This window comes from Streptomyces milbemycinicus, from assembly GCF_002154605.1.
Classification (GTDB): Bacteria; Actinomycetota; Actinomycetes; order Streptomycetales; family Streptomycetaceae; genus Streptomyces; species Streptomyces milbemycinicus.
The window spans coordinates 1-15,008 of sequence record NZ_MUNE01000723.1; the positions used below are offsets into that span (position 1 = coordinate 1).

The following is a 15,008-nucleotide window of genomic DNA, read 5'->3' on the forward strand; positions in this document are numbered from 1 at the left end:
TCTTTGACAGCTCGCCTACGGGCGCGAACCGCACCGGGAGCGCGGTCAGCCCGCGTTGGTACATCCCCGGGCGCCACTCCAGCTTCTCGGCGTCGACGGCGAGCTCGATGTCCGGGATCCGGTCCAGCAGCTTCTCGATGGCCGCGGTCGCGATCAGCCGCCCCTGGTTGCGGCCGGAGCAGGTGTGCGGCCCGGCGCTGAAGGCCAGGTGGGCCCGGTTCCCCTGCTTGTGCTGGGAGGAGTCGAGCGCATCCTGGTTGCCGCCGGCGAAGCTGATGATCACGGGCTCGCCCGCGCGCAGCCGGGTCCCGCTGACCGTGACGTCCCGCAGCGGGAAGTGCACCGCCAGATTTGACAGCGGCGGGTCGGTCCACAACACCTCGTCCAGGGCGTCCTCGACGAGCATGCCCCCGCCCGCCAGGTCCCCCGCGAAACGCTCATCGGTCAGCAGCACCCGCAGGGCGTTGCTGATCAGGCTGGGCACCGGTTCGCTGCCCATGCCCATCATCAGCAGCAGCTGCTCGACCATCTCCTCGTCGTTCAGCCGCGCCGGGTGGGCGATCAGCCAGGAGGTGACGTCCGGCCCCGGCTCCCTCCGCTTGAGCTCGATCAGGGCCCGCATCGTCGCATCGATCTCCTGGGCCGCGGCCATCGGGTCCCGCCCGTCCAGCAGCCCCGCCATGGCCGCGAACAGCCGGTCCGCGATGTCCTTCGGGCAGCCGAACAACTCGCCGACCGCCAACATCGACACCAGCTGGCAGTATTCGGGGATCAGATCGGCCTCGCCCGCGGCGGCGAACTGGTCGATCAGCGAGTCGGCTATGCGCTCCACATAGCCGCGCAGCGCCCCCAGGTCGATCCGGCTCATGCTGTCGTCGATGGCGCTGCGCAGCCGCCGGTGCGCCTCCCCGTCCACCCAGCCGGCCTGGGCCCGGGGCTTGATCAGCTGTGCGGCGTGGGTGGCCTCGGGCACCCGGCCCTCAGTCATCGCCCGCCAGTTCCGCGCGTCCTTGGAGAACGTCTCGGGCCGCCGCATGATCTCCAGCGCCGTCTCGTAACCGACGCACAGCACGGCCGTGACGCCCGGCTCGATCTCCACCGGCGCGAGCGGGCCGTGGGTCTCGCGCAGCCGCTTGTAGACGGCGTACGGATCCTGGAAGAACTCGGGCGTGTAAAGCGGCTCGGCTCCGGTGCCGGTGCCGGTGCCGGTGCCGCCGGCGTGCGCCGGGCAGCCTGGCGGGGGAACGGCAGTCGGCTGGGCGACCGATTCGTAAGGCTGGCTCACAGTGCTCCTGGCTTCTGTCTTCGGTGCAGGCCGACAGCGCGAGGGCATCGAGCTCAGGGCTCGCGGGGGATCGCCAAGATCCACTCCCATCGCGCGCAGGTAGGCTAGCGCGAGACGGACGGGATGCACCCCGGCCTTCCACGAACAGGCACAGGAACTGCGCACAGGAGTACGCAGAACCTTAGTACTCGGAACCACGAGCGGCGTCCGGCAGTCCCGGCACAGCCCCTCCGGCTCAGCCCCTCCGGCTCAGCCCCGCCGGGTCAGCAGCCAGGGCTCCACGACCCCCAGCCCACGCACCGGCCGCTGCCAGGTGGGCTGGAGGGCGAAGCGGTACGAGGGCGGCTCCTCGCCCTCCTTCTCCGCGGCGGCCGCCTCCTCTGCGGCCTGGGCCTCCGACACCGGGGCCGCCCGCAGCCGCCCCAGCTCCTCCGCGAACGCGCCGTCCACCAGGACCGCGTTCTTGGGGGCTATGGAGGTCAGCCGGCTGGCCAGGTTCACCGTCGTCCCGAAGACGTCGCCCATCCTGGTCGTAACGGTGCCGAAGGCCATCCCGACCCGCAGCTCGGGCATCGTCTCGTCGTGGGTCAGCGTCTCGATCAGCCGCAGTCCGATCTCGGCGGCGATGCTCGCGTCGTCCGCCGCGTACAGCACCTCGTCGCCCAGGGTCTTGATCAGCCGCCCGCCGTGCGCGGCCACCAGGTCGGCGGCCGTGGTCTCGAACGCCTCGACCAGCTCGCCGAGCTCCTCCTCCTCCAGCCGCCGGGTCAGCCGGGTGAAGCTCACCAGGTCCGCGAAGCCCACCGCCAGCCGCCGGTCGACCATCTCCGCGTCGTCCGCCGCCTGCACCACGCGGCCGGTCGCGGCCGCCAGCTGCCGCCGGTAGACGTAGACCAGGAACTCCTCCAGCTCCGGCAGCAACAGCTCCACCAGCGGGTAGGCGATCTCGGTGCGCGTCATCCCGGTCTCATGCGGCTCGGTGAGCCCTTCCAGGAAGGAGTCGATCTGCCAGTCGGCCAGTCGGGCCGTGGTCTGTCCCGTCGACCGCGCCACCTGGATGGCCATCGGCTCGCTCAGCAGCCCGGCCTCCACCAGACCGGCCAGCCGCCGCAGCGCCAGCACGTCGGCCTCGGTGAGCGCCTTGGCCTGGCCGATGTCGGCGAAGCCCATGGCCCGCCAGAAGCGGGTGGCCAGCTCCACGGACACCCCTGCGCTGCGGGCCGCCTGGAAGGGGGTGTACTGCCGCTCGGCCCCGAGGATCAGCTGCTCGAGCCGTAGCGAGAGCGGGTCGAGCTCGATCTCACCGGCACCGACCGCGATGTCCTCGCCGGCCGCGATGTCCTCGCCGGCCGCGGTGTCTTCATCGACCGCGGTGGCCTCGTCGACGACCGCCCGCTCGCCGGAAGCCGCCCGCTCGCCGGCCGTGGTCTCCCCGCCGGCCATCGCCTCGCCGGCCATCGCCTCGTCGACCGTCGCCTCGTCGCCGACCGCGTCCCGGGCCCCGGCCTCCGGAGCCGCGCCGGAATCCATGTCGTCGGCGGTCACCGGCGGCCCCCTGTCCGATCCCTGCGCACTGCCCTTCCGTTCCCTCTTCCGGTTCGGTTCCGGCCCACGGCCGCCCCGAACTGGGCGGACCGCCACAACGATACGTCAGGTGTGCCCTAGCTCACTCTCCCCTGCGAAGCTGGGAAAACTCTTTGCTCAGGGGCGCAAAAATTCTCGCGATCTCTGCTTTCCGGCTACCCGAGGAGCTATGACGCGGGGCGCAGATGCACGATGTCCCCGGCGGAGACCGGCTCCTGTACGCCGCCCTCCGTGGCGAGCACCAACCGCCCGTCGCCGTCGATCGCGACGGCCTCGCCGACGCGCTCCCCGCCGCCGGGCAGTTCGGCGCGCACCCTACGGCCCAGGGTGGCGCACCCGGCCGCGTACGTCTCCTGCAGCCCGCACGGCCCGGGGTCGCCCTCGAACCGGCGCCACTCCCCGTACCACTCCTCGATCGACCGCAGCACCGCGCGCAGCAGCGGGTCCCGGTCGGTGGAGACGGCGCCCGCGAGCGCCAGCGACCCGGCCGTGGGCACGGGCAGCTCGTCGGCGTGCAGCGAGATGTTCAGGCCGACGCCGATGACCACCGCGTCGCCGGTCCGCTCGGCCAGGATCCCGCCGAACTTCCGCTCCTCCCCGCCGACCGTCACCAGCAGGTCATTGGGCCACTTCAGCGCGGTGTCCACGCCCGCCGTCCGGGAGAGCGCCCCGGCGGCGGCGACCCCGGCGAGCAGCGGCAGCCACCCCCACCGCTCGGTGGGCACCCCGGCGGCGCCCGGCCGCAGCAGCACCGAGAAGAACAGCCCGGAGCGGGGCGGGGCGGTCCAGGTGCGGTCCAGCCGGCCGCGCCCGGCGGTCTGCTCCTCGGCGATGAGCACCGCGCCCTCCGGGGCCCCGGCGACCGCCCGGGTGACCAGGTCGGTGTTGGTCGAGCCGGTCGCCTGCACCACGTCGAGCTCGGTCCACAGCCTGCCGGGACGCACCAGCGCGCGCCGCAGCGCGGTGGCGACCAGCGGGGGACGTTCCAGATCGGACCAGCGGCCGCCGGGGCCGCCCGGGGTTCCCGGGCTCCCCGGGGTGTCAGAAGGAGGCTTCATGCGAGTCAGCCTAAGAGCTATCCCGTATTGGTATTGATGTTCGGGGTAGTGCGGGGTGCGGTCGTGTCGTTCCGGCGTGGGCCTTGGGCCGCTTGGTTGCGGGTCGGGTCTCATCCGGGGTTGCCACGGCGCGGGTTCCCGCGTTTCGCCGAGCAGAGGCCCGTTGCCCGGGGAGGTGTGTCCCGGGGCCGTGGGCTGCCGCGTGGGTCCGGCCAGAAGGTGCGGACTTCGGTGCGGTTGACTCGGACAGGGCTTCTTGCAGCCCTGGGGTGAAGAGGATCTGGGCGGCCCGGGCGCGATCGTGGTCCAGGCGGGCGGTGGTGGGGTCGTCGGGGTCGGTGAGGGCGGTGAAGGCGGCCAGTGCCGCTGAGACCAGGTCCCGGTCCCCGCGCAGCCCGCAGCCACCGCCCGCGCTGTCGCAGTGGTGGACCCGTTCGCGCAGGGACTTGGGGACACGGGCGCCGCACAGGCAGTGCTGGGACAGGGCGGTGGTGAAGGTGGAGGCCCGGTGCAGGCGTCCGCCGGCGGCTTGGCATTCGGCGGCCAGCGCGGTGATGAGGCGGCCGGGGGTGGTGGCGGTGCAGGCTCTGCCCCACAGGCGGAACCAGGTGCGGATGTCGCAGTCCTCGACGGCCAGGTGCGGGCCATGGTCGGCGACCACGGCGGCGGCGATCCGCCGCGCCCGGTGGTCTCTGGCTTCGGCCTCACCGGCGGCGCCCATCGCGTGCCGGGCCCGCAGAGTGCGATAGCTGTTGCTGAGCTGATCGCGACGGTATGCCTGGGCGGGTGTTCCGGCGGTGGTTGTGCAGCGGGGCCCGGCCGGGGTGGCGGTAGTCCTGGGCGGTAGCCCTGCGATGCGCCGGCGCTCATCGCGGGCATGCTGACGCCGGGAGGGGCCGTACTGGTGCGGGTTGGTGGTGCGGCGGGAGCGGTCCAGGGCACGCTGGCGACCTTTGGCTTTGCGGCGCTGCACGGTCAGTGTGTGCCGCTCGGCATCGGTGAGGGTGATCTTGTCGGCGCGGACGTCCCCGTCGGTGGGGTCGCCGGTGGCGGGGAAGGAGACCACAGCGAGGTTGGAGACATTGCCGTCCACCCCGCCGACCCTGCCCAGGGCGGCGGCCTGCTCGCGGCGTGCGCGGGTGGCCGGGGAGACGTATCCGGGAGTGAGGACCAGCAGGTGGGCCTCATACGTCCAGCCGCCGGGGGCGGCGGCGTCGCGGCGGCGGACCAGGTCGACCTTGTGCCACAGTTCCGGGCGGTCCAGGTAGTGCGCCAGGTAGGGCCACCGCCCGGCCCCCTGAGGCAGCCGCACCGGCAGGATCAGGTCCCCGTCGCGGCTGCTCGGGCCGCCGGCGAAGACCACGGCCAGCGCTCCTGTGTGATCGTACCAGCTCGCCGCCCGGGTGCGGGGACGCCCTCGGTCGTCTGCGGTGCCGGTGGGGATGCGGCCGGTGGGGCGGGGCGGCGCAGGCATCCGACGGGGCTGGGCCAGCACCGGGGTGCCCGGGGGCAGCGCCGTCGCCTGCACAAGGGTGGTGATGTGACCGGGAAGGGCCGGGTGCCGGAAGGTGTCGAGGTGACCGGCCAGGGTCCCGTGCAGGCGGAAGGTTTCCCAGGTGCGGTCTTTGGTGTGGGAGCGGGCCCGGCCGGGGATGCGGGTGTACTCCCACCACGTCCCGGGTCTGGGGCGTCCGGCCCGCCACCCGGCGGCGTCGGGGTGCAGGTGCCGAGCCACCCCAGCCCACACCTCATCCGCCTGGTGCATCGCCAGCGCCTTGGAAACATGATCGCGCAGCCAGACCGAGCGTTCCACATGCGCAGACGCCCGGCGCTCCAGCCCGGTACGCGACATGCCCAGCTCGGCCCGCCATGCCTTCGGATCGCTCGCGCGGCGCACCTCACCGGACCAGTAGGCATCCACCACCGCCCGCGCGTCGCGTTGCAGGGTCTGCTTGACCTGCCACACCGCCGCAAACAGCAACTCCACCCGGTGCCGGGTGGCCGGGTCGTCGACGACCAGCGGCAGTCGGATCATCGACACCGCAGCGTCCTCCTCCCGCCGCCACGGCTCGGCCCGGTTCGGCCCTCGAAACCGCCGACCCTCCCGAGGACCAGGACCAGGACCAGGACCAGACTGCTGCGGCAACATCACTGTCCCCTCCTCCCAGGCCAACGTGCAGCGTCAGGCATAACACCGGTTCGTCAGTTCGGGTTACGGTCTGATGTATGCCTCTTCGTCCGGCCTCCTGTCCGAGTGCCGAACCGGAGCCCGGGCAGGCTGGTCCAGTCCGTGGATGAAGACGCTGATCACCCGGTGTTGCACCGCCGCCCCGACCACGGCCGGGGTCACCCGCCCATCCGGTGACAGCGGATACCGGGGCAGGGAGGTGTGGCCAACGACGCAGTGCCCACATGCAGTCCCGCCGATACGCTACGAGCCAGTAGCCCAGCCGGCGCAAGCACCCTTGTCCCGCCCGCCAACCCCCGTTTCAGGGCCTGATCCAATAAGCCCCCGAGGACGAGCAGGAGCCGCATCCCGATGTCCGAGCCTGAGATCTCCTCCGAGATTCCCGATCGTCACACCACCGCGGGCAAGCTCGCGGATCTCCAGCGCCGCATTGACGAGGCCACGCACGCGGGCTCGGCGCGAGCGGTGGAGAAGCAGCACGCCAAGGGCAAGCTGACCGCGCGCGAGCGGATCGGCCTGCTCCTCGACGAGGGCTCGTTCACCGAACTCGACGAGTTCGCGCGGCACCGCTCGACCAACTTCGGGATCGAGAAGAACCGCCCGTACGGCGACGGCGTGGTGACCGGCTACGGCACGGTGGACGGCCGTCCGGTCTGCGTCTACTCCCAGGACTTCACGATCTTCGGCGGCTCGCTCGGCGAGGTCTACGGCGAGAAGATCGTCAAGGTCATGGACTTCGCCCTGAAGACCGGCTGTCCGATCATCGGCATCAACGACGGCGGCGGCGCCCGGATCCAGGAGGGCGTGGTCGCGCTCGGCCTGTTCGCCGAGATTTTCCGGCGAAACGTTCACGCATCGGGTGTCATCCCGCAGATCAGCCTGATCGTCGGGCCCTGCGCGGGCGGGGCCGTCTACTCCCCCGCGATCACCGACTTCACGGTGATGGTCGACCAGACCTCGCATATGTTCATCACCGGACCGGATGTGATCAAGACGGTCACCGGCGAGGACGTGGGTTTCGAGGCGCTGGGCGGCGCCCGTACGCACAACACCACCTCGGGCGTCGCCCACTACATGGCCGCCGACGAGAAGGACGCCTTCGAGTACGTCAAGGCGCTGCTGTCCTACCTCCCGTCCAACAACCTCTCCGAGCCCCCGGCCTTCCCCGACGACGCCGACCTGGAGGTCAGCGACGAGGACCGGGAGCTGGACGAGCTGATCCCGGACTCGGCGAACCAGCCGTACGACATGCACAAGGCGATCGAGCACGTCCTGGACGACGGCGAGTTCCTGGAGACCCAGCCGCTCTTCGCGCCGAACATCATCACCGGCTTCGGACGGGTCGAGGGCCACCCGGTGGGCATCGTCGCCAACCAGCCGCTGCAGTTCGCGGGCTGCCTCGACATCGACGCCTCCGAGAAGGCCGCCCGCTTCGTGCGCACCTGCGACGCCTTCAACGTCCCGGTCCTGACCTTCGTGGACGTGCCCGGCTTCCTGCCCGGCACCGACCAGGAGTACAACGGCATCATCCGGCGCGGCGCCAAGCTGATCTACGCCTACGCGGAGGCGACCGTCCCGCTGATCACGGTCATCACCCGCAAGGCCTTCGGCGGCGCGTACGACGTCATGGGCTCCAAGCACCTGGGCGCGGACCTCAACCTGGCCTGGCCGACCGCCCAGATCGCGGTCATGGGCGCCCAGGGCGCGGTCAACATCCTGCACCGGCGGACCATCGCGGCCGCCGACGACCCCGAGGCGACCCGCGCCGAGCTGATCGCCGACTACGAGGACATGCTCCTCAACCCGTACATCGCCGCCGAGCGCGGCTACGTCGACGCGGTGATCATGCCGTCCGACACCCGCCGCCATATCGTCCGGGGCCTGCGCTCGCTCCGTAACAAGCGCGAGAGCCTGCCCCCCAAGAAGCACGGCAACATCCCGCTGTAGGCAACATCCCCCATCCCTCCCCAGGAAGGGCTGTTTCCATGATCAAGATCGTACGGGGCAATCCCACCCCAGAGGAGCTGGCCGCCGCGCTCGCGGTGGTCCAAGCGCGCGCGGCGGCCTCTGCGGCCGCCGCGCAGGGCGAGGGCACACCACCGGAGTGGTCCGACCCGGCCCGCACCGTCCCCGCCCGCCGGGTGCCACACCCGGGGCCGCGGGCGTGGCGTACGACGTACTGGCCGAGCTGAGGCGGCCCTCGCGGCCTCACCAAGTCATCGCTTTCGCGGCGGCACCTTTTTCGCAACTGCACCTTTTTCGCGACTGCACCTTTTCGCGAAAATAGTCCCTTCCGCCCGCGGCGCCTGAGTACGCGTACTCAGGCGCCACGGCCATGGGATGGCGCAGGATCGAGTGCATGCTGTGGTCCGATCCGCCCGATGAGCCGCCGGAGGAGCTGCGGCGGGCCCAGGACATGCTCCGCCGCGCGGGCACGGTGCTCGCGGTGGCGACCCTGACCCTGATGGTGCTGCTGAGCCTGCGGCCGTGATCTGCTGCGGTGACCGGCGGCCGGCCCCGGTCCGTGACCGGCGGCCGAGGCTGTTCGAACTGGGCTTCAATTGATCACAACCCCTCCCAAACAGTCACCGGCCCCTCTCAACTCGTTCGACCCAGCACACGATCACCGTCTGTGAAGATCCCTGGTCGCGGCCACGCGTTCACCACAACGGCCACCGACGGACACAGCTGAACACATCGCATGCTCCGGACCTATGAGCTGACATCAGGTCGTATGTGTTGTAGCTACTTTCGCGTGCCGTATACCGAGCAATACGGTTACAAGCGGCACGGGGGGCTCAAAATGCACATGACTCTCGTGTCTGTTCTGCCCCGAAAGGGCCTCGACCGAGGAGTGTGCATCGTGCGCAAATCCCTGAGAATCACGAGAGCGGCAGTGAGCGCCGCAGCCGCCGTGGCGGCCGTCGTGCTGGTCACCTCGCCAGCCGGCGCCACCAGCGCGTCCAGCCAGTGGCGGATCCCGGGCGGCGACCTGTGGGAGGTCAACGCCTGGCACTGCGCGACCTACTGGGACACCTGTGACTGGACCGCCTCTGCCAAGCTGCTGGGCAACAGCCCGGCCAACGCCATATGGATCAACAACCGCACGGAGCTGGAGGCCCACGGTCCCAACGTGTCCATCGAGATCTCCAAGGAGCCCAAGGCAACGCTGACCATGGTCAGCGAGTCCATGGGCCAGGTCACCTGGACCAACAACAACGCCTGGATCGCGGACAACAGCGGAACCATGGACCCCAGTTGGTCGACGGTCTACGTCTCGACCCGTAGCTGCGGCTCAGGCCAGGTCACGCCCGACATCTTCGTGTCGGAGAAGTGCGTGTACGCCGGGGCCTTCTGACCCACGGCCGGCCGACTGCCGGGCCGGCCGTCATCCGGCCCGGCAGCCCTTTCCCCGTACCCACATCGGAGAGTTGCGACGCCGCCATGAGCTTCCGCATGTCCTCGCCGCCGCGCCGCTCGGCCGCGCTCACCGCCGGCGCACTGGCCGTCGCACTGGCCGCCGCCCTGCTGGCGGGCTGCCAGTCGGCCGCGTCCGACAGCGGCGAGCGCCGGCCGGTGACCGAAGAGCTGTCAATCCTGATCAGCGCTCAGAACCAGCTGTACTACCCGCCCTTCCTGCGCGAGGAGCCCACCGGGCCACAGGACAATGCCTACGCCCAGCGCACCCGCGCGCTCCTGGGCACCCCGCCCCGGCTCGACCTGAACCACAAGACCGCGGAATTCCTCCGCCAGGATGCGCTGGGCTCCTCCCCGCTGTGGGGACGCGGCTGGCTGGCCCCGCTCGCCGCGTCGGGCGCCGACGGGCTGCTGAACGACCGCGACGCCGCCGACGTACGCCGGATGCGCACCGCCGACGGCTGGTACCGCACCCCGCTGCCCCCGCGCGCCGCCCGCTCCCAGCCCACCGAACCGGCCGGGCAACAGGCCAAAAACGCCTACCGGGCCGCGGCCACCGCCACCGCGCTGGAGATCCTGCGCGCCCACGGCGGCATCACCGAGGCCGACCGGCGGGCCACCTTGCCCTGGCTGCGCAAGGCCGCGGCACACCCGGGCACCCTGAGCGAGTCGGCGGACCTCGCACAGGCCTTGCGCCTGCTGAACGCCCCCGTCCCGGCCCGGCTCGCCGCCGTCACCCCGCCGAAGGCCGCCGAATTCACCTCCCTGGGAGGGAAAGAGCGGTACCAGGCACTGCTGGACGCCTACCAGTACGCCCGGCTGCGGGAGTCGGCCGGCCAGAAGGCCGAGCTCGACCCCGAGGTGTGGGGCACCGTCCTCAGCCGCAACGCCGCCACCTTCAGCTACCCCGACCTCTACTACGCCACCTTCGTCGCCAAGGCCGCGGGCGCCCCAGCCGCCGCCCTCGACAAGGCGCGCGACCGGATCCGGGCGAACACCCTGCCCGGCGGCGCGGTCCGCGACCCCGGCGGCTACCTCGGCAGCCCCGAAGCCTCCTTCTACGCCCTCCTGCTGCGTGGGCTCGCCGGCGAGCCCACCCACGACGACCGCCTCGCCAAGGCCCTGGGCAAAGTGGCCTCCGACCCCCGCGCGGCGGGCGACCCCGCCACCCGGCTGACCACCGCCGCGGCCGCCGGCCTCGCGGGCGCGGGCAGGCGGGCCACCTCCGCCGCGTCCGCGCTGTGCCGGTCGGCCCAGGTGGTGCCCCGTACGGTCACCGCGCACAGCGCCGAGAAGTGGGCTCGCACCGCCCTCGCCTGCGACCGGGCCGGCGCCCCCGCCCAGGCCCCGCGGACCACGCCCTGGCCCCTGAACGACGCCGAACGCGTCACCGCCGCCGCCACCCTCGCCACCGGGCTCGCCGACACCGGCCAGCCGCCGCGCCCGGCCCGCTGGGTCACCGCGCACCAGCTGCGCCCGTGGGCGACCGACCCCAAGCGGCTGGGCTCGGTCAGCGGCTACGCCACGGTGGTACGCGCCTACCTGCTCGCGGGAGGGAAGGCCGACGCGCCCTTACGCGAGGCCGTGGCCCGCGGCATCGACGCCCGGCGCGGCTGCCCCCGACTACCGAGCCTGTACCAGGCCGACGCGGAGGGCGGCTGCGACCTCAAGGCGACGTGGCACGTATGGCAGCTGAAGAAACAGCTCAAGGAGCAGAACGGAACGCAGGAGCCGAAGCAGAACGGAACGCAGGGCGGAAAACAGAACCCCGCCGAGACCGACCACCGGCAGGAGGCAGACGGGTGACCCCGGTGAACCCCCTCCCCCAGCCGCCCGAGGCGCGCGCCGTCCACAAGTCCTTCGCGCTGCGCGACCACCGCGTCGATGTACTGCGCGGCGCCGACCTGTGCCCGGCCCCCGGCCGGATCACCGCCTTGGTCGGCCACTCGGGCTCCGGCAAGACGACCCTGCTGCAGATCCTCGGCCTGCTGTTGCCTCCCGACTCCGGCTCCGTACGGATCGAGGAGCGGGACGTCTGGCAGCTGAGCGACAACGAACGCGCCGATCTGCGCCGCCGCCGCATCGGCTTCGTCTTCCAGACCGCCAATCTGCTGCCGCAGCACTCCGCCCTGCGCAATGTCGCGCTCCCCCGCCCCGGCGACGCGCACCACGCCCGCCGCGCCGCGCGGGAGCTGCTGGACCGGGTCGGCCTGGCCGGGCGGGCCGACCACCGTCCCGGCGAGCTGTCCGCCGGGGAGCAGCAGCGCGTCGCCCTCGCCCGCGCGCTGGTCAACGGCGCGGGGACGGTGCTGGCCGACGAACCCACCGGCAATCTGGACGCCGACAACGAACGGCGGATGCTGCGGCTGTTCCGCGAGACCGCCGACGAGGGGCGGGCCGTGCTGCTGGTGACGCACAGCCCCGCGGTCGCGGACGTCGCCGACACCGTCCTGAGCGTGACCGACGGCCGCGTGATCCCCGAGCCCCATAACAGCCCATCGCCGGAGGCCCGGCCATGACCTTCTACCGCCTCGCCGCCGCCAACGTGCGCTCCATGTGGCGGCGTTTCGTCGGCCTGGTCGCCCTGCTGGCCATCGCCGTCGCCGTCTGCGTCACCGCCTTCGCGGTCTCCGGCCGCGCGCAGGAAGCCGCCGACCGGCGCGTCCAGGAAGGCACCGCCAACCGCAGCGTCACCGTCGAGCGCCTGACCGGCCGCCACGGCGCCAAGCCGCTGACCGGCACGGCGGTGCGCCGGCTCGCGGACATCCGGCACGTGGCCTCCGTACAGCCGCGCGCCCAGGTCTCCTTCGGCTACAAGGGCCCCGGAGCGCCGGGCGCCCTGCTGTACGCGACCACCGCCCGCCCCGCCCTCAAGCCGCCGGTCACCCGCTCCGTACGCTCCGGGCTCTTCCCGCTGCGTCCGGGAGAAATCGTGCTGCCCGAACGCGCCCAGGGGAACGACCTCTCCGCGCTGCTCGGCAAGAAGATCACCGTCCAGACCACCCACGCCGAAGGCGCCGGCCAGGGCCGGGGGGCCGCCGCGCACATCCGCGTCGTCGGCCTCTTCCAGCCCAGCTGGCAGCTGGACGGCCCGGACGCGGCCTACGCCGACGACACCACGGTCGTGCGCTGGGCCGCCGCCAAGGCCGGTGTTCCGGCGGACCAGTACGTACGCACGGTCGGCTACGACCGGATCACCGTCGTGGCCGACTCCGCCGACCACGTCGGCAAGGTGCTCCACTCCGTCCAGGCCAAGGGCTATTCCGCGGCCAGCCTTCAGCAGGAGATGACCGCGCTGCCCGGGGTCCTGAAGCTGATCCGCGCCACAGGCCGGATCCTCCTCGTCGTGCTCGGCCTGCTCGCCCTCATCGGCGCGCTGGTGGTCACCGGCGCGCTGGCCAGGCAGCGGGTGCGCGAGATCGGCATCCTCAAGGCGGTCGGCTTCCGCACCCGGTCCGTACTGGCGATGCTGATCACCGAGATGGCCGTCGTCGGAGCGTGCGGCGCCGCGCTCGGCGCCGCCCTCGGTGCGGCAGGCGCGGCCGCGACCGCCGCCGGCCTGCGCGACCGCCCCGACCTCGGCCCCTACCTGGCGGACCGAATCCCCCTGCCCGGCGCCACCGCGCTCTGCGGGGTCCTGCTGCTCACCATCGCCGTCACCGTCCTCGGCGCCTACCTCCCGGCCCACCGCGCGGCCCGCCTCCCCCCGGCGGACGCGGTCCGCGAGTGGTGACGGGGGTACGCCCCCGGCGGCCTGCCGGGGCTGTCCCGAGCCGGGGGCAGGGGGCCTCCTCCGGTTTGAGAAGGGGCGGGGTGGGGGCACGGGCCGCCGCCTACCCTGGGCGCATGACTGACACGCAGCGCACCCTCATCCTCGCCTCCGCCTCCCCCGCCCGCCGGGCCCTGCTGCGCCAGGCCGGGCTGGCCTTCGAGGTGATCGTCAGCGGCGTGGACGAGGACGCGCTGGATGCCGACACCCCCGCCGAGCTGGCGCGCATACTGGCCGAGGCCAAGGCGGGTGCCGTGGCCGCGCTTCCGGAGGCGGCCGGGGCACTGGTCGTCGGCTGCGACTCGGTGCTGGAGCTCGACGGGCAGGCGCTCGGCAAGCCCGCGGACGCCGAGGAGGCCACCGCCCGCTGGAAGTCCATGCGCGGCCGCTCCGGCGTACTGCGGACCGGGCACTGCCTGATCGACACGGTGACCGGCCGCCGCACCTCCGACACCGCCTCCACCACGGTCCACTTCGGCGAGCCGACCGACGCCGAGATCGCGGCGTACGTCGCCACCGGCGAACCCCTGCACGTGGCGGGCGCGTTCACGCTCGACGGGCGCTCGGCGCCCTTCGTCGACGGCATCGAGGGCGACTCGGGCAACGTCATCGGGCTGTCCCTGCCGCTGCTGCGCCGGCTCCTGGCCGAGCTGGGCGTGAGCATCACCGACCTGTGGGCCGACGCCGGGCAGTGACCCCGGGCAGTGACGCCGGGCAGTGACCCCGGGCCGCATCCCCGGACGGGCAGAACGCCGGCGGCCCTCAGCCCCCTCGGGGCAGCCCCGCGGGTCAGCCCCTCACACCGGATCCGGATGCGGCGCGTCCCCGCCCGCGGCGCCCCGGGCCCCCGTGGTGCCCGGGGCGGCGGCGTCGGGCTCGGCCGCGCCCGCCGACTCGTCGTACGACAGGAGACTCAGCACGATCAGGCCGAGCATCACCATCATCAGCGCGAAGGCCGTCCAGCCGACCAGGCCGACCACGAAGGCGCCCACCAGGCCGTGCACCACCGCGCAGGTGATGAGCAGAATGCGGGCCACACGCCCGGGGGCGCGGTCCCGTACAGCGGCGCGCAGCAGCACCAGGGCGCACAGCAGCAGGTAGAGGCCGAAGAGCCCGCCCGCGACCCATGTGCCGATCGACATCGCGTCCGTGTCGAGGCCGGCCAGGGACATCTGCTGTCTGTCGACCACGAGGCCCAGGATCCAGTTGAGCAGCGCTATCCCGGCCGCCTCCACGATCAGCATCACGGCCGTCACCACGGCCACGGGTCTGCGCGCCACCCCGCCCACCTCTTCCGCTGCACCGGTTCGGGGCCGTCCCTCCGAGAAGGTTCGACGTCGAAGGTTCGACATCGCGAACGCTACTAACGGGTAAGCCCCCCGGCAAGGGGTCGTGAACGCACTTGTACGACCGGAACGCCGCGGCAAAGTTTCCGCCCGCCGTTCGTAGGGATTCCACAAAGAAACGCACCGGACCGCCGCTCCGTCCACCGGTGAACCCGGCCACAACGCGAACCGCCCTGGGGCCCGAAAAACCGGGCGTACCGTGGAACGACGGGGGATTCGGCTGCCTCTTCTCGGCAGGGTTCACGCTCCGTGTGGTCAACCTCACGCCCGAGTTCTTCTCGGCTTGGGGTGTCGCCAGTACCTAAACTCGGCTTGTTTCAAGGAGGGAGCCATCGTGCGCAAGGTGCTCATCGCCAATCGT

Annotated in this window: 13 protein-coding genes; 8 read left to right on the forward strand and 5 right to left on the reverse strand. The window is 72.3% G+C overall.

Going from position 1 to position 15,008, the window contains the following annotated elements; translation table 11 throughout:
• From CCN51_RS44045 to CCN51_RS44060, 4 genes are all read right to left on the reverse strand, one after another.
• Positions 1 to 1,285 (reverse strand): cytochrome P450 family protein (locus CCN51_RS44045; protein WP_086860853.1); only part of this gene is annotated, 1,285 nt, incomplete at its 3' end.
• Positions 1,286 to 1,534: 249 nt separating this feature from the next.
• The gene (locus tag CCN51_RS44050; RefSeq protein WP_014177188.1) at positions 1,535 to 2,830 is read right to left on the reverse strand and encodes an adenylate/guanylate cyclase domain-containing protein; all 1,296 of its coding nucleotides are present in this window, start codon (positions 2,828 to 2,830) and stop codon (positions 1,535 to 1,537) included.
• 206 nt (positions 2,831 to 3,036) lie between these two features.
• Positions 3,037 to 3,927, reverse strand: a complete 891-nt coding sequence (locus tag CCN51_RS44055) for a biotin--[acetyl-CoA-carboxylase] ligase (RefSeq protein WP_014177189.1) — start codon at positions 3,925 to 3,927, stop codon at positions 3,037 to 3,039.
• A 10-nt stretch (positions 3,928 to 3,937) separates the two neighbouring features.
• Positions 3,938 to 5,962 carry a transposase gene (locus tag CCN51_RS44060; protein WP_238545652.1) on the reverse strand — a complete coding sequence of 675 codons (2,025 nt, stop codon included), beginning with the start codon at positions 5,960 to 5,962 and terminating at the stop codon, positions 3,938 to 3,940.
• 504 nt (positions 5,963 to 6,466) lie between these two features.
• Here CCN51_RS44060 and CCN51_RS44065 point away from each other — a divergent pair.
• The 8 genes from CCN51_RS44065 (at position 6,467) to CCN51_RS44090 (ending at position 13,996) form a co-directional block, all read left to right on the forward strand.
• Positions 6,467 to 8,062 (forward strand): acyl-CoA carboxylase subunit beta, encoded by a 1,596-nt coding sequence (locus tag CCN51_RS44065; RefSeq protein ID WP_014177191.1) that lies wholly within the window; start codon positions 6,467 to 6,469, stop codon positions 8,060 to 8,062.
• 38 nt (positions 8,063 to 8,100) lie between these two features.
• Positions 8,101 to 8,307 (forward strand): acyl-CoA carboxylase epsilon subunit, encoded by a 207-nt coding sequence (locus CCN51_RS44070; RefSeq protein WP_014177192.1) that lies wholly within the window; start codon positions 8,101 to 8,103, stop codon positions 8,305 to 8,307.
• A gap of 167 nt (positions 8,308 to 8,474) precedes the next feature.
• Positions 8,475 to 8,606, forward strand: coding sequence for a morphogenic membrane protein MmpB (gene mmpB / locus CCN51_RS59450; RefSeq protein ID WP_014177193.1), 132 nt, complete (start codon positions 8,475 to 8,477; stop codon positions 8,604 to 8,606).
• 405 nt (positions 8,607 to 9,011) lie between these two features.
• Positions 9,012 to 9,473, forward strand: coding sequence for a hypothetical protein (locus CCN51_RS44075; protein WP_014177194.1), 462 nt, complete (start codon positions 9,012 to 9,014; stop codon positions 9,471 to 9,473).
• An 86-nt stretch (positions 9,474 to 9,559) separates the two neighbouring features.
• A complete protein-coding gene (locus CCN51_RS58545) occupies positions 9,560 to 11,338 on the forward strand; it encodes a hypothetical protein (protein WP_245881810.1) in 1,779 nt (592 codons plus the stop codon).
• Positions 11,335 to 12,051 (forward strand): ABC transporter ATP-binding protein, encoded by a 717-nt coding sequence (locus tag CCN51_RS44080; RefSeq protein WP_014177197.1) that lies wholly within the window; start codon positions 11,335 to 11,337, stop codon positions 12,049 to 12,051. The genes CCN51_RS58545 and CCN51_RS44080 overlap by 4 nt, the downstream gene beginning before the upstream one ends.
• Positions 12,048 to 13,265 carry an FtsX-like permease family protein gene (locus tag CCN51_RS44085; protein ID WP_014177198.1) on the forward strand — a complete coding sequence of 406 codons (1,218 nt, stop codon included), beginning with the start codon at positions 12,048 to 12,050 and terminating at the stop codon, positions 13,263 to 13,265. Before CCN51_RS44080 ends, CCN51_RS44085 begins: the two co-directional genes overlap by 4 nt.
• A 113-nt stretch (positions 13,266 to 13,378) precedes the next feature.
• Positions 13,379 to 13,996 carry a Maf family protein gene (locus CCN51_RS44090; protein WP_043487040.1) on the forward strand — a complete coding sequence of 206 codons (618 nt, stop codon included), beginning with the start codon at positions 13,379 to 13,381 and terminating at the stop codon, positions 13,994 to 13,996.
• A gap of 102 nt (positions 13,997 to 14,098) precedes the next feature.
• On the opposite strand, the gene CCN51_RS44095 is transcribed toward CCN51_RS44090, so the two are convergent.
• Positions 14,099 to 14,581: a hypothetical protein gene (locus tag CCN51_RS44095; protein ID WP_055414215.1), complete on the reverse strand. Its 483-nt coding sequence runs from the start codon at positions 14,579 to 14,581 to the stop codon at positions 14,099 to 14,101.
• Positions 14,582 to 15,008: the final 427 nt, after the last annotated feature.

Bases quoted from the DNA above. Each gene is read 5' to 3' on its own strand.
- mmpB (WP_014177193.1), top strand. From the start codon at position 8,475: ATGCTGTGGTCCGATCCGCCCGATGAGCCGCCGGAGGAGCTGCGGCGG.
- CCN51_RS44070 (WP_014177192.1), top strand. From the start codon at position 8,101: ATGATCAAGATCGTACGGGGCAATCCCACCCCAGAGGAGCTGGCCGCC.
- CCN51_RS44065 (WP_014177191.1), top strand. From the start codon at position 6,467: ATGTCCGAGCCTGAGATCTCCTCCGAGATTCCCGATCGTCACACCACC.
- CCN51_RS58545 (WP_245881810.1), top strand. From the start codon at position 9,560: ATGAGCTTCCGCATGTCCTCGCCGCCGCGCCGCTCGGCCGCGCTCACC.
- CCN51_RS44055 (WP_014177189.1), bottom strand. From the start codon at position 3,927: ATGAAGCCTCCTTCTGACACCCCGGGGAGCCCGGGAACCCCGGGCGGC.
- CCN51_RS44090 (WP_043487040.1), top strand. From the start codon at position 13,379: ATGACTGACACGCAGCGCACCCTCATCCTCGCCTCCGCCTCCCCCGCC.
- CCN51_RS44060 (WP_238545652.1), bottom strand. From the start codon at position 5,962: ATGATCCGACTGCCGCTGGTCGTCGACGACCCGGCCACCCGGCACCGG.
- CCN51_RS44085 (WP_014177198.1), top strand. From the start codon at position 12,048: ATGACCTTCTACCGCCTCGCCGCCGCCAACGTGCGCTCCATGTGGCGG.